Source organism: Pseudomonas sp. NFPP28 (assembly GCF_900115535.1).
Lineage (GTDB): Bacteria > Pseudomonadota > Gammaproteobacteria > Pseudomonadales > Pseudomonadaceae > Aquipseudomonas > Aquipseudomonas extremorientalis.
The window spans coordinates 332,192-350,401 of record NZ_FOWT01000008.1 but is presented as its reverse complement, the minus strand read 5'-3'; the positions used below and the strand labels follow the sequence as shown (position 1 = coordinate 350,401).

Sequence of the window (18,210 nt, the reverse complement as noted above, 5' to 3'; positions counted from 1 at the left end):
CGAGAACGCCATGGCCGGGCTGATTCCCCAGAGCTTTATTGACGACCTTCTGAACCGCACCGACATCGTCGATGTGGTCAGCTCGCGCGTGCAAATGAAGAAGGCCGGCAAGAACTACACCGCTTGCTGCCCGTTCCATAAGGAAAAGACCCCGTCGTTCAGCGTCAGCCCGGACAAGCAGTTCTACTACTGCTTTGGCTGCGGCGCGGGCGGCAATGCCCTCGGCTTCATCATGGACCACGACAACCTGGACTTCCCCCAGGCCGTCGAGGAACTGGCAAAAGCCGCCGGCATGGAAATCCCTCGCGAAGAAAGCGGCCGCCCGCACAAACCGCGGCAACCCACCGATTCGCCGCTGTACCCGCTGCTGACCGCCGCTGCCGACTTCTACCGTCAGGCGCTTAAAAGCCATCCGCAGCGCAAGGCCGCCGTCGACTACCTCAAGGGACGCGGCCTCACCGGCGAAATCGCCCGCGACTTCGGCCTGGGGTTCGCCCCGCCCGGCTGGGACAACCTGTACAAGCACCTGAGCAGTGACACCCTCCAGCAAAAGGCCATGATCGACGCCGGCCTGCTGGTGGAGAACGCCGAGACTGGCAAACGCTATGACCGCTTCCGCGACCGCGTGATGTTCCCGATCCGCGACAGCCGGGGCCGCATCATCGCCTTTGGTGGCCGGGTGCTGGGAGACGACAAGCCCAAGTACCTGAACTCCCCGGAAACCCCGGTGTTCCACAAAGGCCAGGAACTCTACGGCCTGTTCGAAGCGCGCAAGAACAACCGCAACCTCGACGAGATCATCGTGGTTGAAGGCTATATGGACGTGATTGCGCTCGCCCAACAAGGCTTGCGCAACGCGGTCGCCACCCTGGGCACCGCCACCAGCGAAGAACACATGAAACGCCTGTTTCGCGTGGTGCCCAGCGTGCTGTTCTGCTTCGACGGCGACCAGGCTGGCCGCAATGCCGCATGGCGCGCGCTCGAAGCCACGCTGTCGAGCCTGCAGGATGGACGCCGTGCGCGCTTCCTGTTCCTGCCCGAAGGCGAAGACCCGGACACCCTGGTGCGCTCCGAAGGCACCGACGCATTTCGCGCGCGCATCAATCAACATGCGCAGCCGTTGGCCGACTACTTCTTCCAGCAACTGACCGAAGAAGCAGATCCACGCTCCCTCGAAGGCAAGGCCCACATGGCTACCCTCGCGGCACCGTTGATTGATAAGGTCCCAGGCGCCAACCTGAAGTCCCTGATGCGCATGCGCCTGCTGGAAATCACCGGACTCAGTGGCGAAGCCGTCAGCCAGCTGGTGCATAACGCACCGCATGACGCAGCGCCACCGGCCTACGACCCAGGCATGGATTACGACGCCATGCCGGACTACTCCGACTTCCACCAACCCCAGGAGGCCTACGCGCCCCAACAGGAATGGACGCCGAAGAAACCCGGTGCCGGCGGCAAGAAATGGGACAAGAAACCCTGGAGCAAGAACGGCAAGCGCGGTGACGGCGATGAGGCCTACGCCCCGCGCACCCCGGTTGCCGTGGAAGCGCCGACGCTGATTGCCCTGCGCACGCTCATCCACCACCCGCATCTGGCGGAGAAGGTCGAGAGCGCCGATCACTTTGCCAACGAGAGCAACACCTACGCCCAGGTACTGATCGCCCTGATCGAGGCGGTACAGAAAAATCCTAAGCTAAACTCAATTCAATTGATGGCTCGCTGGCATGGCACCGAACAAGGCCGCTTGCTCAAAGCGCTCGCGGAAAAGGAGTGGCTAATTGACGGTGACAACCTTGAACAACAGTTTTTAGACACCATTACTAGGTTATCTGCGGGTCAGCACACGCAGACCCTCGATGAACTCATCAAGAGAGCAAGGCAGCCGGGATTGTCGGCTGAAGAGCAAATTCAGATAGCAAAACAGATGCGCGACCTCTTAAAACAGAATGTTTCCGCATCAAACCCGACCTCAGCTGGCGTGTGAGGTCATAGCTCGGGTATAATCCTCGGCTTGTTTTTTGCCCGCCAAGACCTTCAGTGGATAGGGTGTTATGTCCGGAAAAGCGCAACAGCAGTCACGTATCAAAGAGTTGATCGTTCTCGGTCGTGAGCAGGGTTACCTGACTTACGCGGAGGTCAACGACCACCTGCCTGAGGATATTTCAGATCCAGAGCAGGTGGAAGACATCATCCGCATGATTAACGACATGGGGATCAACGTATTCGAAGCTGCGCCAGATAAGGATTCCCTTATGCTGGCGGACGCCGATACCGACGAGGCTGCCGCAGAAGAAGCGGCCGCCGCGCTGGCTGCTGTGGAGACCGATATCGGTCGTACCACCGACCCTGTGCGCATGTATATGCGTGAAATGGGTACCGTCGAGCTGCTGACACGCGAAGGCGAAATCGAAATCGCCAAGCGTATCGAAGAGGGTATCCGTGAAGTGATGGGCGCAATCGCGCACTTCCCAGGCACGGTTGACCACATTCTCTCCGAGTACACCCGCGTCACCACCGAAGGTGGTCGCCTGTCCGACGTCCTGAGCGGCTATATCGACCCGGATGACGGCATTGCGCCGCCTGCCGCCGAAGTACCGCCGCCTGTCGATGCCAAGGCTGCGAAAGCGGACGACGACTCCGAAGACGACGACGCTGAAGCCAGCGGCGACGATGAAGACGAAGTCGAAAGCGGTCCGGACCCGATCATCGCTGCCCAGCGTTTCGGTGCGGTTTCCGATCAAATGGAAATCACCCGCAAGGCCCTGAAAAAGCACGGTCGCGCCAACAAGCAGGCAATTGCCGAGCTGGTGGCCCTGGCAGAGCTGTTCATGCCGATCAAGCTGGTGCCGAAGCAATTCGAAGGCCTGGTTGAGCGTGTTCGCAGTGCCCTGGAGCGTCTGCGTGCCCAAGAACGCGCAATCATGCAACTGTGCGTGCGTGATGCCCGCATGCCGCGTGCCGACTTCCTGCGCCAGTTCCCGGGCAACGAAGTAGACGAAAGCTGGACCGACGCACTGGCCAAAGGCAAGGCGAAATACGCTGAAGCCATTGGTCGCCTGCAGCCGGACATCATCCGTTGCCAGCAGAAGCTGACTGCGCTTGAGACCGAAACCGGTCTGACGATCGCCGAGATCAAGGACATCAACCGTCGCATGTCGATCGGCGAGGCCAAGGCCCGCCGCGCGAAGAAAGAGATGGTTGAAGCCAACCTGCGTCTGGTGATCTCCATCGCCAAGAAGTACACCAACCGTGGCCTGCAATTCCTCGACCTGATCCAGGAAGGCAACATCGGCTTGATGAAGGCTGTGGACAAGTTCGAATACCGTCGCGGCTACAAGTTCTCGACTTATGCCACCTGGTGGATCCGTCAGGCGATCACTCGCTCGATTGCCGACCAGGCCCGCACCATCCGTATTCCGGTGCACATGATCGAGACGATCAACAAGCTCAACCGTATTTCCCGGCAAATGTTGCAGGAAATGGGTCGCGAACCGACCCCGGAAGAGCTGGGCGAACGCATGGAAATGCCTGAGGATAAAATCCGCAAGGTATTGAAGATCGCTAAAGAGCCGATCTCCATGGAAACCCCGATCGGTGATGACGAAGACTCCCACTTGGGTGACTTCATCGAAGACTCGACCATGCAGTCGCCAATCGATGTCGCCACCGTTGAGAGTCTTAAAGAAGCGACTCGCGACGTACTGTCCGGCCTCACTGCCCGTGAAGCCAAGGTACTGCGCATGCGTTTCGGCATCGACATGAATACCGACCACACCCTTGAGGAAGTCGGTAAGCAGTTTGACGTGACCCGCGAGCGGATCCGTCAGATCGAAGCCAAGGCGCTGCGCAAGTTGCGCCACCCGACGCGAAGCGAGCATCTGCGCTCCTTCCTCGACGAGTGACACCAGAACCCCCGGCCCAGGCCGGGGGTTTTGTTTTGTATAGATAAAATCCCTCGCAACGCCCCTCCCCCGCAATGCCCGTCTACACTCGAAACATTCCCCGTGCCATAACGAGACCGTTATGCCCAGATTGCCGACTGTGTTACTGCTGTCGCTGCTGACCTGGACCGCAACGGCTGGCGCGTTGACTCTCACTGATGATGAGCGTGGCTGGTTGGCGGACCATCAGGAGCTGCGCCTGGGGGTGGACGCGTCATGGCCACCCTTTGAGTACCGTGACGAAGAAGGTCGCTACCAAGGTTTGGCGGCGGATTACGTGCGCCTGATCCAGGATCGCCTGGGCATACGGGTCAAGCTGATCGAACCGGTGAACTGGAGCGCGGTACTGGAGCTGGCCCGCAACAACCAGCTCGACCTGCTGCCCGGCATCATGTCCACACCCGAACGCCAAGGCTACATGGCGTTCACTCGCCCGTACCTGGACTTCCCCATCGTCATCCTGGCCCACGAAGGCGGGGCCAAACCGCGCAACCTGAAGGATCTCTACGGGCTGAAGATTGCCGTGGTGGAAAACTACGCGCCCCATGAACTGCTGCGCACGCACCATCCCGACCTCAACCTGGTGGCCATGCCGAATGTGAGTTCGACGCTGCAAGCCTTGGCCACGGACGAAGTGGATGCGGTCGTCGGCGACCTCGCCTCAAGCGTCTGGAGCCTGCGCCAACTCAAGCTCGACGGTTTGTACGTCAGCGGCGAAACGCCCTACCGCTATCAGTTGGCGATGGGCGTACCACGCGACAACAAAATGCTGGTGGGCATCCTCGACAAGGTACTGGCCGACCTTAGCCCGCAGGAAACCGACGCGATCCAGCAACATTGGGTCGGCAGCTTTACCGACCATCGCACCTTCTGGACCGACTTGCTGACTTACGGCCTGCCCGCCGTGTTGCTGCTGAGCACCGTACTGGCCGTGGTAATCCGGATCAATCGCCGGCTCAGTTCGGAAATCTCCCGCCGCGTAGCCCTCGAACAGGAACTGCGCAGCAGCGAGTACCACTATCGCGGCCTGGTGGAGAGCTTGTCCGCGATTGCCTGGGAAGCCAGCGTCACCGACTTCACCTACAGCTATGTATCACCCCACGCTGAGGAACTGCTGGGTTACCCACGGGCCCACTGGCTGATTCCGGGCTTCTGGCGCAACATCATTCACCCCGCCGACCTGATTCGCACCGAATCCTACTGCCAACGCGAAACCCGCGCCAACCGTGACCACAGCGTTGATTACCGGGTCATCACCGCCGACAACCGTTGCTTGTGGGTGCGTGACATCGTCAGCCTGATCGAGCACGGCCATGAGCCCGTGCTGCGCGGCTTGATGATCGACATCAGTGAGGCAAAGCGCACCGAAGAGGCCCTGCAACTGTCTGAGCAGAAGTTCGCCTCGGTGTTCCAGCAATGCCCGGACATCCTGGTGATTGCACGGCTGTCCGACGGCTGCCTGCTGGAGGTGAACAAAGCGTTCGAGGACCAGGTCGGGCTGACAGCCGAACAGGTCGTGGGTAAAACCGCTACCGAGCTGAACATCTGGGGCATCCAGGGCGCAGGCCCCGATCTGCTGCAGCGGTTGCAGACCACCAGCATCCGCAACCTGGAAATGCCCTTTCTGCGCAGCAATGGCCAAGCCTTCACCGGGCTGATTTCCGCCGAGCCGTTTCAACTCGACACTACAGAGGCCATCGTGGTGGTGGTGCGCGACATCACCCAACTCAAGGAAACCCAGCAACAGCTGCAAACCTCCGAGGAGAAATTCGCCAAGGCCTTCCACGCCTCCCCCGACGGCTTGCTGTTGAGCCGCCAGCGCGATGGCCTGCTGATAGAAGTGAACGATGGTTTCAGCCGGATCACAGGTTTCAACAGCGCCGCCTCCGTCGATCAGTCCACCTTGGACCTGGGCATCTGGGTCGACCTCAACGAACGCAAACACATGCTCGAACTGATGCAGCGCGATGGCTTTGTGCGCGACTTCATCTGCCACATACGCCGCAGCGATGGTCAGATTCGCCTGTGCGAGCTATCCAGCCGCCCACTGCCGATTGGCGATGACGACTGCATGCTGACCATCGCCCGAGACATCACCGAACGCCAACTGATGCAGGAAAAACTGCAACAAGCTGCCACCGTGTTCGAGAGCACAGCCGAAGGGGTGTTGATCACCGACACCCGGCAGAACATCAGCGCCGTCAACCGTGCCTTCAGTGAAATCACCGGCTACAGCGAGGCCGAAGCCCTCGGCAATACCCCGCGCTTACTCGCTTCCGGGCTGCATGACAGCGCGTTTTATGCGGCGATGTGGCATCAATTGACCGCCCAGGGGCATTGGCAAGGCGAGATTTCCAACCGTCGCAAGAACGGCGAGTTGTACCCCAGTTGGCTGACCATCAGTGCCGTGCGCAACCGCGACCAGTTGATCACGCACTTCGTCGCGGTGTTCGCCGACATCTCCAGCCTCAAACTAGCCCAGGCCCGTCTCGACTACCAGGCGCATCACGACCCATTGACCGGCCTGCCCAACCGCACGCTGTTCGAAAGCCGACTGCAGGCCGCCCTCAACGGTCACCAGGAAACCGGCAAACAGGGCGCCGTGCTGTTTCTTGACCTGGACCGCTTCAAACACATCAACGACAGCCTCGGCCACCCGATCGGCGACCTGCTGCTCAAAGACATCGCCGTCCGCCTCAAGGAGCAACTGCGCGACATCGACACCGTGGCACGCTTGGGCGGCGACGAATTCATCATCCTGCTCCCAGGCCTGCAACACGCGAGTGACGCCGAATACCTGGCGAATAAGCTGTTGGCCTGCTTTACACCGCCGTTCCAGGCCGGCGAGCACGAGTTCTTTATCAGCGCCAGCATCGGCACCAGCCTATACCCGCAGGACGGCACCGACGTCGCCACCCTGGTCAAGAATGCCGACGCCGCGATGTATCGCTCCAAGGCCAAGGGGCGCAACCGGGTCGAAAGCTACACCCGCGACCTCACCGCCCAGGCCAACGAGCGCGTGGCGCTGGAACATGAACTGCGCCGCGCCATCGAGCGCAACGAACTGACCCTGTACTACCAGCCGAAACGGAGCCTGATCACCCAGGAACTGATCGGTGCCGAAGCATTGATCCGCTGGCATCACCCCACGTTTGGCGACGTACCGCCCGAACACTTCATCGCCCTCGCCGAAGAGAACGGCATGATCCTGCAGATCGGTGATTGGGTGCTGGAACAGGCCTGCCGACAACTGCACACCTGGCAAGGCACCTTCGACGAGTTCGGCCCACTGTCGGTGAACCTGGCCGGCGCCCAACTGCGTCACCCCGGCTTGCTGGCGCGCATCGAACAGCTATTGCGCGACTACCGACTCGACCCGGGCTGCCTGCAACTGGAGATCACCGAAAACTTCATCATGAGCCAGGCCGAAGAAGCGCTGGAGGTGCTGCACCAACTCAAAGACCTCGGCGTACAACTGGCAATCGATGACTTCGGTACCGGCTACTCCTCCCTCAGCTACCTCAAGCGCCTGCCCCTGGATTACCTGAAGATCGACCAATCCTTCGTCCGCGGCCTGCCCGACGACCCCCACGACGCCGCCATTGTGCGCGCCATCATCGCCCTGGGCCACAGCATGCAATTCACCATCATCGCCGAAGGCGTGGAGAACCCCGCACAGCAGGCCTTCCTCGCTGCGGAAGGCTGCGAACAGATGCAAGGCTACATCGTCAGCCTGCCGCTACCGCCGGAGCTTTTTGCTGCTACGTTTCTTCGTATAAGCATTGAGGATTTTTCGGATGGCACAGCGGGGAAACCATCGTTATAATCCGCGACCTGTTACAGGGCCTATAGCTCAGTTGGTTAGAGCAGTGGACTCATAATCCATTGGTCGTAGGTTCAAGTCCTACTGGGCCCACCAAACAAGAAAGCCGCGCATTGCGCGGCTTTCGTGTGTCTGGCCGCCTCACTTCGCAAACAACTGCCCAATATCCTTGAACGCCTTGAACTCCAGCGCGTTCCCACACGGATCAAACAGAAACAACGTCGCCTGCTCCCCCACCTGCCCCTTGAACCGAATATGTGGTTCCAGCACAAACCGAGTTTCCCTGGCCTGCAGCCGCTGCGCCAAGGCGTGCCAATCTTCCCAGCCCAGCACCACGCCAAAATGCGGCACGGGTACGTTGTGGCCGTCGACTGCGTTGGTGTGGGCTAACTCCTGGGAGGCGGTTTTCGGGTGTTCGTGAATGACCAACTGATGCCCGAAGAAGTTGAAATCTACCCAGTGTTCGCTGGAACGCCCCTCTTCAAGGCCAAAGACTTCACCGTAGAAATGCCGCGCAGCGGCGAGGTCGTATACCGGAATTGCCAGGTGAAAAGGTGCGAGTGTCATCAGGTCAAACCTCTGTGGGCATTAAGTCCCACGAGTTTAGCCTTGCTCCTGACGATGAAAAGACGATAGTTTTTGCGCCGAGCTCAAATTATTTCGATCAATCGAGACGCCCATGCTGCGCGAATTGAAGACCTTTATTGCGGTAACCCGTCACGGCACGTTTGCGGCGGCGGGCATGCATATCGGGCTGACGCAGTCGGCGGTCAGTGCGCAGATTCGTCAATTGGAGCAGGCGCTTGGCGTGCAGTTGTTCGATCGTACCGGGCGCCAGGCCACGTTGAATGCAGCCGGTTTGCGTGCCTTGCCGTTGGCCAGGGAGATACTGGAAACCTTCAACCGCATGGCCGTACCCGTGCATGCCAACGAGTACCGGGGCGAACTGAAAGTGGGTGCCATCACCACCGCGCAGACCGGCCTGCTACCCCAGGCGCTGGTGCGTTTGCGTCAGGCGGCACCGACGGTGGAGTGCAAGTTGATACCGGGCGTGTCCCTGGAGTTGTTGAGCCGGGTGGACGCCGGTGAGCTGGACTCGGCGATCATCATCCGCCCGCCCTTCGACCTGCCCAAGGAACTGCACGTGCAGGTGCTGCGCAAGGAGCCGTTCGCGCTGATCGTGCCTCACACGTTGGCGGGTGATAACCCGTTGCAGTTGCTGGCGACGCAGCCCCATGTGCGCTATGACCGCACTTCATTTGGCGGTCGCCTGGTCAGCCGATTCCTGAAGGAACATAAACTTGACGTGCAGGTAGCATTGGAGCTGGATGAGCTGGAGGCCATCGTCAAGATGGTCGAATGCGGCCTGGGCGTATCGCTGATTCCTCAGGCCGGGTTGTGGCTGGAACGCTCGCCCAACGTGCGAGTCATCCCATTGGGCAGCCGGACCTTTTACCGCGAAATCATCCTGCTGAGCCGCTACAGTCAACGCCAGCTGCCCGTGCCGCAACTGTTTACCCGCTGCCTGCTCGCCAGCGCCAACCTGTAAGATGCCAACCCATTGCCCCCGTACCGGAGCCCTCGCCTTGCCTGCCCTAGATGAAATCGACCGCCAACTGATCGCCGCCCTGCAGATCAACGCCCGCGAAAGCGTGGCCATGCTCGCCCGGCAGTTGGGCATCGCGCGCACCACAGTGACGTCACGCCTGGCACGCCTGGAGAAAACCCAGGTGATCACCGGTTATGGCGTGCGCCTCGGGCAGCGGGTGGTCGATGGTGGTTTGCAGGCTTATGTGGGCATCACCGTACAGGCACGCTCGGGCAAAGAAGTGTTGCGCCGGTTGAGTGCCATGGCCCAGGTGCAGCAGTTGTGCGCGGTGAGTGGAGAGTTTGATTACGTGGCTTGGCTGCGCACGGATTCGCCGGAGCAGTTGGACCAACTGCTGGACCAGATCGGCAGCGTCGACGGCGTGGAGAAAACCACCACGTCGATCATCCTCAGTAACAAACTGGATCGCGGTCAACCAATCTGACCAACAGTTTCGTCATTCTGACTAAAAAAAGTTCAATCCGACGACACTTTGCGTCTTATTAACGAACGCCGCGCTCCCTAAACTGGCTGCCATCTTTTCCTATACTCAGCGGGTCGTGCCCCGTCGGGTCATCAGCCAGGTCAGCCATGAACACCTTCAACAAAAACAATCGCCACCCTGCAGACGGTAAAAAGCCCGTCACCATCTTTGGCCCGGACTTCCCGTTTGCCTTTGATGACTGGATCGAACACCCGGCAGGCCTGGGCAGCATCCCCGCCGCCCACCACGGCGCCGAAGTGGCGATCGTCGGCGCCGGCATCGCGGGTCTGGTGGCCGCCTACGAACTGATGAAGCTGGGCCTCAAGCCGGTGGTGTACGAAGCCTCGAAAATGGGCGGCCGCCTGCGCTCCCAGGCCTTTGAAGGCGCCGAAGGTATCATCGCCGAGTTGGGCGGCATGCGCTTTCCGGTGTCGTCGACGGCGTTCTACCACTATGTGGACAAGCTCGGCCTGGAAACCAAACCTTTCCCCAACCCGCTGACCCCGGCCTCCGGCAGCACGGTCATCGACCTTGAAGGCCAGACCCACTACGCGCAAAAGCTCTCCGACTTGCCGGTACTGTTCCAGGAAGTCGCGGACGCCTGGGCCGATGCGCTGGAAGCCGGTTCGCAGTTCGGTGATATCCAGCAGGCCATCCGCGACCGCGACGTGCCGCGCCTCAAGGAGCTGTGGAACAAGCTGGTGCCGCTGTGGGACGACCGCACCTTCTACGACTTCGTCGCCACCTCCAAGGCGTTCGCCAAGTTGTCGTTCCTGCACCGTGAAGTCTTCGGCCAGGTGGGTTTCGGCACCGGCGGCTGGGACTCTGACTTCCCCAATTCGATGCTGGAAATCTTCCGCGTGGTGATGACCAACTGCGACGACCACCAACACCTGGTGGTCGGCGGCGTAGCCCAGGTGCCGATGGGCATCTGGCGCCATGTACCGGAGCGCTGCGCCCACTGGCCGGCCGGCACCAGCCTGAGTTCACTGCATCGCGGCGCGCCACGCGCGGGCGTCAAACGTATCGCCCATGCCGCCGATGGCCGTTTTGCCGTCACCGACAACTATGGCGACACCCGCGAATACTCCGCCGTGCTGACCACCTGCCAGAGCTGGCTGCTGACCACCCAGATCGAATGCGACGAAAGCCTGTTCTCGCAAAAAATGTGGATGGCCCTGGACCGCACACGCTACATGCAATCATCGAAAACCTTTGTGATGGTCGACCGTCCGTTCTGGAAGGACAAAGACCCGGAAACCGGCCGTGACCTGATGAGCATGACCCTCACCGACCGCCTGACCCGTGGCACCTACCTGTTCGATAACGGCGACGACAAGCCGGGGGTGATCTGCCTGTCGTACTCGTGGATGAGCGACGCCCTGAAAATGCTGCCGCAGCCCATCGACAAGCGGGTGAAACTTGCCCTCGACGCGCTGAAAAAGATCTACCCGAAAGTCGATATCAAGGCACGCATTATCGGCGATCCAATCACCGTGTCCTGGGAAGCCGACCCGCACTTCCTCGGGGCCTTCAAGGGCGCGTTGCCGGGGCACTATCGCTATAACCAGCGCATGTATGCACACTTCATGCAGAAGGACATGCCCGCCGAACAACGTGGGATTTTTATCGCTGGTGATGATGTGTCCTGGACGCCGGCCTGGGTGGAGGGCGCGGTGCAAACCTCACTGAACGCCGTGTGGGGCATCATGACCCACTTCGGCGGCAGCACTCACCCCGAGAACCCGGGGCCGGGTGATGTGTTCGATGAAATCGGGCCGATTGCCCTGGCGGATTAAGGAGTTGAACATGCGCGTCGCCCTGTACCAATGCCCGTCGCTGCCGCTGGATGTGGCCGGCAACCTCAAGCGCCTGCACCAACTGGCGCACGAGGCATCCGATGCCGATGTGCTGGTGCTGCCGGAGATGTTCCTGAGCGGCTACAACATCGGTGCCGAGGCCGTTGGCGCCTTGGCCGAGACGCAGGACGGGCCGTCGGCGCAGGCCATTGCCGAACTGGCCAAAAGCGCCGGGCTGGCGATTCTGTACGGCTACCCTGAGCGGGCCGCAGATGGCCAGATCTACAACGCCGTACAGTTGATCGACGCCCATGGCCAGCGCCTGTGCAACTACCGCAAGACCCATCTGTTTGGTGATCTGGACCATTCGATGTTCAGCGCCGGTGAGGATGATTTCCCACTGGTAGAACTCAACGGCTGGAAGCTCGGTTTCCTGATCTGCTATGACCTGGAGTTCCCGGAAAACACCCGGCGCCTGGCCCTGGCTGGCGCTGAGCTGATCCTGGTGCCCACTGCCAACATGGTGCCGTTCGATTTTGTCGCCGATGTCACCGTGCGGGCGCGGGCCTTTGAAAACCAGTGTTATGTGGCCTACGCCAATTACTGCGGGCATGAAGGCGAGATCCAGTACTGCGGGCAGAGCAGCATTGCCGCGCCGAATGGCCAGCGTATTGCCCAGGCCGGCCTGGACGAAGCGCTGATCGTCGGGGAGTTGGAGCGCCAATCGCTCCTCGACGCCCGCAGTGCCAATCACTACCTGCAAGATCGCCGCCCCGAGTTGTACGGCGCGCTGCACAAGCCCTGATCCAGCCGGTTTGCTAGCATAGGCACATTCTCTGTTTCGGAAGTGCCCATGCCTGCGCCGGCCCACCCTCATTACCTTCACCTGACCCTGGCCAATGGCTTGCGGGTTTCCTTGCATCACGCCCCACGGTTAAAGCGTTGCGCGGCCGTGCTGAGGGTGGCGGCCGGCAGCCACGACGTGCCACTGGCATGGCCGGGACTGGCGCATTTCCTGGAGCATTTGCTGTTCCTCGGGACCGAGCGTTTTCCCACAAGCGAAGGGTTGATGGCCTACGTGCAACGCCATGGAGGCCAGGTCAATGCCAGCACCCGTGAGCGCACTACGGACTTTTTCTTTGAACTACCGGCGGCCACGTTTGCCGGGGGCCTGGAGCGCTTGGCCGACATGCTGACCCATCCGCGCCTGGCGCTGGAGGACCAACTGCGTGAGCGCGAGGTGCTGCACGCGGAGTTTATCGCCTGGTCCCAGGATGCAACGGCACAACAGCAAGTGGCACTACTGGAAGGCCTGGCGTCGGATCATCCGCTGCGGGGTTTCCATGCGGGCAACCGCGACAGCCTGCCAGTAGAGCATGAGACATTTCAGCAAGCCTTGCGGGAATTTCATACGCAGTTCTATCAGAGTGGGCAGATGACCTTGAGCCTGGCCGGCCCACAATCGCTGGAGGCACTGGAAGGCTTGGCACAGCGGTTCAGTGAGCACCTGATCTCAGGACTTCCGCGTGTGCAATCCGCGCCACCGCCCTTGATGCCGGGGCAAGCCCAGCGCTATCGGCACATCGCCAATGATCACCTGCATCAGGTCATCACGTGCAATGCACCCCGGGAAGCACTGGCATTCCTCTGCACCTGGCTTAACGCTTCGGCACCCGGTGGCTTGCTGGCGGAGCTGAAAGCGCAGCAACTGGCGAGCGCACTGCAGGCGTCGGTGCTGTATCACTTCGCTGGGCAAGCGGTGCTGGCTATCGACTTTACACTCAGTGGTCCCGCTGAATCGGCGACACACGTCGAGGCGTTGCTGTACGACTGGCTGGCCTTTTTCGCACATAGCGACTGGACGGCGTTGCGCGAAGAATTCGCACTGCTGGCCGTTCGCCAACAACAGACCCAAGGCGCTCTGGCCTTGGCCCGAAACGACAACCAAGGCCTGTCGGAACTGGATGTCGCCGCCCTCAAGGCCATGCTGGATTCGCTGCACCTGCCGCCCTCCACACTCACTTGGCAGTTGCCGCCGAACAACCCCTTCCTGCGTCCGACGATCAAGGAAGAACGCGCCGGCCTGATCCGCGGCCAGACCAGCGCCCACCGAGGCTTGCGCACGTTTGCCCAGGATCGCTCCAGAGGGCGTCGGGATGCATCGGCGTTGACCTTCAGCCAGGCATTGGCGGACGACAGCAACGAAGGAGCATTGTATCTGCAATGGCAATCAGCTCCGCCACACCCGGAAAACGCTTTGCAATCGTTGCGCGACAATGCACGCCAGGCGGGTGTCGACGTGTCGTTCGAAAACCTGGGCAGTCACTGGCGGGTGAAAATGGTCGGGCTACAGGAGCCGATCCCAGCAGTTCTGGAAGTGCTGGCGCAACGCCTGGGCGAGCCGCAAGAGGCACAAGCCGCCGCGCCGCCCATGATCGCCATCCGCGAATTGCTCAAGACGCTGCCCGCTTGCTGCACCTCGACCACGTCCGAACCAGCCTCGTGGGACTCCGCACGTTGGCACGGCCTGGGGCTGGGTTTCTCTACCCCCCATGAAGCCTTGATCAAAACTGCTGCGGCCCGCCTGCCGGGGCAACCCGCGAGCCTCAATCACGTCGCGCCATCCCTGAGCGGCCAACGTATCTGGCATGAGGTGGAAACCGACTCAAACGAAGCCGCGTTGCTGCTGTTTTGTCCAACGCCAAGCCAATCCTTGGCGGACGAAGCCGCATGGCGACTACTCGGCCATCTGCTCCAGGCGCCGTTCTACCAGCGCCTGCGGGTAGAGCTGCAAATCGGCTACGCCGTGTTCAGTGGCATCCGACAGATAAACGGCCAGACCGGCCTGCTGTTCGGTGTGCAATCCCCTGGCCTGTCCCTGTCGGGCATCGCCGATCACCTGAACACCTTCCTCAAGCAACTGCCGGCGCTGATCGACCGCAGCGACGACCTGGGCAACCTGGCGTTGGCCGAGCAGTTCTGCGTACGGACGCTGCCCAACGCCCAAGCCGCCGAACTGCTGTGGCATGCCCATCTGGCGGGCCATCCGTCGGACTACCTGGTTCAACTTCAAGCCCGGATCCAAACCTGTACCCGCGAAGCATTGCAGCATGCCGCGCAACAATTAAACGACGCCGCAGGCGGCTGGCGCTGCATCGCCAACGGCCCGCGCATCTCGACTGCGTGGCAAGCGGCAGGGTGATCATTGCCGCCCCTGCAAAAGGCTTTCTCCCTCAAGACAGCGCTAACTTGAAAAGAATTGAGTAATATTCCCACGCACACATCTGAACATCTCCGACTGGAGGTGGACTATATGTATTACTTGGTAGTAAACGTCCCATCCCTTCGTAGGAGTAAGAATATGACCTGGTCCAAACCTGCTTACACTGATCTGCGCATCGGTTTCGAAGTAACCATGTACTTCGCCAGCCGTTAATCCGCTGGGTACTACAACGCCTCGGTTCGCCCGGGGCGTTTTTGTTTTGAGCTTGATGGAGCTGCCATGTTTGTCCAGATTCTAGGTTCCGCCGCCGGCGGTGGTTTCCCGCAGTGGAACTGCAACTGCGTGAACTGCGCGGGTTTTCGTGATGGCAGCCTGCGGGCCCAGGCGCGTACCCAGTCGTCCATCGCGATCTCCGACGATGGCGTGAATTGGGTGCTGTGCAATGCCTCGCCGGATATCCGCGCGCAACTCCAGGGCTTTGCACCGATGCAACCCGGCCGCGCCCTGCGCGATACCGGCATCAGCGCGATCATCCTGATGGACAGCCAGATCGACCACACCACCGGCCTGCTGAGCCTGCGCGAAGGCTGCCCGCACCAGGTGTGGTGCACCGACATGGTCCATGAAGACCTCAGCACCGGTTTCCCGCTGTTCAGCATGCTCACCCACTGGAATGGCGGCCTGGCCTGGAACCGCATCGAGCTGGACGCCAGCTTCACCATCCCGGCCTGCCCCAATCTGCGCTTCACCCCGCTGCCCCTGCGCAGCGCAGCCCCACCCTACTCGCCACACCGCTTCGACCCGCACCCCGGCGACAACATCGGCCTGATCGTCGAAGACCTGCGCACCGGCGGCAAGCTGTTCTACGCCCCGGGCCTGGGCAAGGTCGACGCGCCATTGCTGGAGATCATGGCCGGCAGCGACTGTCTTCTGGTGGACGGCACCATGTGGGATGACGATGAAATGCAGCGCCGTGGCGTTGGCACCCGCACCGGCCGCGAAATGGGCCACCTGGCGCAAAACGGCCCCGGCGGCATGCTTGAAGTGCTGGAACAGTTGCCCGAGCAGCGCAAGGTGCTTATCCACATCAACAACACCAACCCGATCCTCGATGAAGACTCCCCCGAGCGAGCGGAGCTGGTGCGGCGCAATGTCGAAGTGGCTTACGACGGCATGAGCATTGAATTGTAGGAGCTGACGAGATGACTGACACGCCATTGACCACCGCCGAATTCGAAGCCGCCCTGCGGGCCAAGGGCGCCTTCTACCATATCCATCACCCGTATCACGTGGCGATGTACGAAGGCCGCGCCACCCGCGAGCAGATCCAGGGCTGGGTCGCCAACCGTTTCTATTATCAGGTGAATATCCCGCTCAAAGACGCCGCGATCCTGGCCAACTGCCCGGACCGTGAGATCCGTCGCGAGTGGATCCAGCGCCTGCTCGACCACGATGGCGCCCCCGGTGAGGACGGCGGCATCGAAGCCTGGCTGCGCCTGGGCCAGGCGGTGGGCCTCGACCCCGACCAACTACGCTCGCAGGAGTTGGTACTGCCTGGCGTACGATTCGCGGTAGACGCCTACGTCAACTTCGCCCGTCGCGCCAGTTGGCAGGAAGCCGCCAGCAGCTCGCTGACCGAGCTGTTCGCGCCGCAGATCCACCAGTCGCGCCTCGATAGCTGGCCGCAGCATTACCCCTGGATCGACCCGGCCGGCTATGAATATTTCCGCACCCGCCTGGGCCAGGCCCGCCGCGATGTGGAACACGGGTTGGCAATTACCCTGCAGCACTACACCACTCGTGAAGGCCAGGAGCGCATGCTGGAGATTCTCCAGTTCAAACTCGACATCCTGTGGAGCATGCTCGATGCCATGAGCATGGCCTATGAACTCAAGCGCCCGCCATATCACAGCGTGACCGAGCAGCGGGTGTGGCATAAAGGGATCACCCTATGAGCTTTGACCGCAGCAAGAAACCGACCTGGCGCCCAGGCTACCGTTACCAGTATGAGCCGGCGCAAAAAGGCCACGTGTTGCTCTACCCCGAAGGCATGATCAAGCTCAACGACAGCGCCGCATTGATCGGTGGTTTGATCGACGGCGAGCGCGACGTGGCGGCCATCATCGCCGAGCTGGAGAAACAATTTCCTGGTGTGCCTGAGCTCGGTGAAGACATCGAGCAATTCATGGAGGTCGCCCGTGCTGAGCACTGGATCACCCTTGCCTGAAAAGCCGGCCATCGGCCTGCCGCTGTGGTTGCTGGCCGAGCTGACCTACCGCTGCCCGTTGCAGTGCCCGTACTGCTCCAACCCATTGGACTTTGCCGAGCAGGGCAAGGAGCTGACGACCGAGCAGTGGTTCAAGGTGTTTCGCGAAGCCCGCGAGATGGGGGCCGCGCAGCTGGGGTTTTCCGGCGGTGAACCGCTAGTGCGCCAGGACCTGGCCGAGCTGATCGCTGAAGCGCGCAAACTGGGGTTCTACACCAACCTGATCACCTCGGGCATCGGCCTCACCGAGCAGAAGATCAGCGACTTCAAGAAAGCCGGCCTGGACCATATCCAGATCAGCTTCCAGGCCAGCGACGAACAGGTGAACAACCTGCTGGCCGGCTCGAAAAAAGCCTTCGCACAGAAGCTGGAAATGGCCAGGGCCGTGAAGGCCCACGGCTACCCGATGGTGCTGAACTTCGTGACCCATCGGCACAATATCGACAAGATCGACCGCATCATCGAACTGTGCATTGCGCTGGAGGCCGACTTCGTGGAGCTCGCCACCTGCCAGTTCTACGGCTGGGCACAGCTCAATCGGGTGGGGTTGTTGCCGACCCGGGAGCAGCTGGTGCGCGCCGAACGCATCACCAACGAATATCGCGACCGGCTGGAAGCGGAAGGTCACCCGTGCAAGCTGATCTTCGTCACACCGGACTACTACGAAGAGCGCCCGAAGGCCTGCATGAACGGCTGGGGCAGTATCTTCCTGACCGTGACACCCGACGGTACCGCCCTGCCGTGTCACGGTGCCCGACAAATGCCGGTGCAATTTCCCAATGTGCGCGACCACAGCATGCAGCACATCTGGTACGACTCGTTCGGCTTCAACCGCTTTCGTGGCTACGACTGGATGCCCGAGCCGTGCCGTTCGTGCGATGAAAAAGAAAAGGACTTCGGCGGCTGCCGTTGCCAGGCCTTCATGCTGACGGGGGACGCGAGCAATGCCGACCCGGTCTGCAGCAAGTCCGAGCAGCACGGCATCATCCTGCAAGCGCGGGAAGAGGCCGAGCACGCCACCCAGACCATCGAGCAACTGGCCTTTCGCAATGAGCGCAACTCACGGCTCATCGCCAAAGGCTGACG

At 61.1% G+C, this 18,210-nt stretch carries 14 protein-coding genes and 1 tRNA gene; 14 read left to right on the top strand and 1 reads right to left on the bottom strand.

The features are described 5' to 3' along the window. Nucleotides 1-10: 10 nt before the first annotated feature. The 4 genes from dnaG (at nucleotide 11) to BM110_RS21985 (ending at nucleotide 7,860) form a co-directional block, all read left to right on the top strand. Nucleotides 11-1,984, top strand: coding sequence for a DNA primase (gene dnaG, locus BM110_RS22000; protein ID WP_071490245.1), 1,974 nt, complete (start codon nucleotides 11-13; stop codon nucleotides 1,982-1,984). A gap of 67 nt (nucleotides 1,985-2,051) precedes the next feature. Continuing rightward, nucleotides 2,052-3,902, top strand: a complete 1,851-nt coding sequence (gene rpoD, locus BM110_RS21995) for an RNA polymerase sigma factor RpoD (protein ID WP_071490246.1) — start codon at nucleotides 2,052-2,054, stop codon at nucleotides 3,900-3,902. A gap of 121 nt (nucleotides 3,903-4,023) precedes the next feature. Beyond that, nucleotides 4,024-7,767, top strand: coding sequence for an EAL domain-containing protein (locus BM110_RS21990; RefSeq protein WP_093514170.1), 3,744 nt, complete (start codon nucleotides 4,024-4,026; stop codon nucleotides 7,765-7,767). Nucleotides 7,768-7,783: 16 nt separating this feature from the next. Continuing rightward, nucleotides 7,784-7,860, top strand: a tRNA-Ile gene (locus tag BM110_RS21985). 45 nt (nucleotides 7,861-7,905) lie between these two features. On the opposite strand, the gene BM110_RS21980 is transcribed toward BM110_RS21985, so the two are convergent. Then, a complete protein-coding gene (locus tag BM110_RS21980) occupies nucleotides 7,906-8,331 on the bottom strand; it encodes a VOC family protein (RefSeq protein ID WP_093120837.1) in 426 nt (141 codons plus the stop codon). A gap of 112 nt (nucleotides 8,332-8,443) precedes the next feature. Here BM110_RS21980 and BM110_RS21975 point away from each other — a divergent pair, with 112 nt between their 5' ends. The 10 genes from BM110_RS21975 (at nucleotide 8,444) to pqqE (ending at nucleotide 18,208) form a co-directional block, all read left to right on the top strand. Continuing rightward, nucleotides 8,444-9,313, top strand: a complete 870-nt coding sequence (locus BM110_RS21975) for a LysR family transcriptional regulator (protein WP_093514169.1) — start codon at nucleotides 8,444-8,446, stop codon at nucleotides 9,311-9,313. Between the two features lie 37 nt (nucleotides 9,314-9,350). Next, complete coding sequence (locus BM110_RS21970; RefSeq protein ID WP_010206997.1) at nucleotides 9,351-9,797, top strand: Lrp/AsnC family transcriptional regulator; 447 nt, start codon at nucleotides 9,351-9,353, stop codon at nucleotides 9,795-9,797. Between the two features lie 146 nt (nucleotides 9,798-9,943). After that, a complete protein-coding gene (locus BM110_RS21965; RefSeq protein WP_093514168.1) occupies nucleotides 9,944-11,635 on the top strand; it encodes a flavin monoamine oxidase family protein in 1,692 nt (563 codons plus the stop codon). Between the two features lie 10 nt (nucleotides 11,636-11,645). Then, entirely contained in the window at nucleotides 11,646-12,440 is a 795-nt protein-coding gene (locus tag BM110_RS21960; RefSeq protein ID WP_093514167.1) for a carbon-nitrogen hydrolase family protein, read from the top strand. A 48-nt stretch (nucleotides 12,441-12,488) separates the two neighbouring features. Further along, nucleotides 12,489-14,837, top strand: coding sequence for a pyrroloquinoline quinone biosynthesis protein PqqF (pqqF, locus tag BM110_RS21955; protein ID WP_093514166.1), 2,349 nt, complete (start codon nucleotides 12,489-12,491; stop codon nucleotides 14,835-14,837). Nucleotides 14,838-14,996: 159 nt separating this feature from the next. Then, a complete protein-coding gene (gene pqqA, locus BM110_RS21950; RefSeq protein WP_003194766.1) occupies nucleotides 14,997-15,071 on the top strand; it encodes a pyrroloquinoline quinone precursor peptide PqqA in 75 nt (24 codons plus the stop codon). A 66-nt stretch (nucleotides 15,072-15,137) separates the two neighbouring features. Further along, on the top strand, nucleotides 15,138-16,049 hold the full coding sequence (pqqB, locus tag BM110_RS21945; protein ID WP_058424746.1) for a pyrroloquinoline quinone biosynthesis protein PqqB: 912 nt from the start codon (nucleotides 15,138-15,140) through the stop codon (nucleotides 16,047-16,049). An 11-nt stretch (nucleotides 16,050-16,060) separates the two neighbouring features. Next, nucleotides 16,061-16,813, top strand: a complete 753-nt coding sequence (pqqC, locus tag BM110_RS21940) for a pyrroloquinoline-quinone synthase PqqC (protein ID WP_017138042.1) — start codon at nucleotides 16,061-16,063, stop codon at nucleotides 16,811-16,813. Continuing rightward, nucleotides 16,810-17,085 carry a pyrroloquinoline quinone biosynthesis peptide chaperone PqqD gene (pqqD, locus tag BM110_RS21935; RefSeq protein WP_092242265.1) on the top strand — a complete coding sequence of 92 codons (276 nt, stop codon included), beginning with the start codon at nucleotides 16,810-16,812 and terminating at the stop codon, nucleotides 17,083-17,085. The genes pqqC and pqqD overlap by 4 nt, the downstream gene beginning before the upstream one ends. Continuing rightward, complete coding sequence (gene pqqE, locus BM110_RS21930) at nucleotides 17,078-18,208, top strand: pyrroloquinoline quinone biosynthesis protein PqqE (RefSeq protein ID WP_093514165.1); 1,131 nt, start codon at nucleotides 17,078-17,080, stop codon at nucleotides 18,206-18,208. The genes pqqD and pqqE overlap by 8 nt, the downstream gene beginning before the upstream one ends. Nucleotides 18,209-18,210 lie beyond the last annotated feature (2 nt).

What these genes read in the sequence shown, in the direction of transcription:
- dnaG (WP_071490245.1), top strand. Translation starts at nt 11, where the DNA reads ATGGCCGGGCTGATTCCCCAGAGCTTTATTGACGACCTTCTGAACCGC.
- rpoD (WP_071490246.1), top strand. Translation starts at nt 2,052, where the DNA reads ATGTCCGGAAAAGCGCAACAGCAGTCACGTATCAAAGAGTTGATCGTT.
- BM110_RS21990 (WP_093514170.1), top strand. Translation starts at nt 4,024, where the DNA reads ATGCCCAGATTGCCGACTGTGTTACTGCTGTCGCTGCTGACCTGGACC.
- BM110_RS21980 (WP_093120837.1), bottom strand. Translation starts at nt 8,331, where the DNA reads ATGACACTCGCACCTTTTCACCTGGCAATTCCGGTATACGACCTCGCC.
- BM110_RS21975 (WP_093514169.1), top strand. Translation starts at nt 8,444, where the DNA reads ATGCTGCGCGAATTGAAGACCTTTATTGCGGTAACCCGTCACGGCACG.
- BM110_RS21965 (WP_093514168.1), top strand. Translation starts at nt 9,944, where the DNA reads ATGAACACCTTCAACAAAAACAATCGCCACCCTGCAGACGGTAAAAAG.
- BM110_RS21960 (WP_093514167.1), top strand. Translation starts at nt 11,646, where the DNA reads ATGCGCGTCGCCCTGTACCAATGCCCGTCGCTGCCGCTGGATGTGGCC.
- pqqF (WP_093514166.1), top strand. Translation starts at nt 12,489, where the DNA reads ATGCCTGCGCCGGCCCACCCTCATTACCTTCACCTGACCCTGGCCAAT.
- pqqB (WP_058424746.1), top strand. Translation starts at nt 15,138, where the DNA reads ATGTTTGTCCAGATTCTAGGTTCCGCCGCCGGCGGTGGTTTCCCGCAG.
- pqqC (WP_017138042.1), top strand. Translation starts at nt 16,061, where the DNA reads ATGACTGACACGCCATTGACCACCGCCGAATTCGAAGCCGCCCTGCGG.
- pqqD (WP_092242265.1), top strand. Translation starts at nt 16,810, where the DNA reads ATGAGCTTTGACCGCAGCAAGAAACCGACCTGGCGCCCAGGCTACCGT.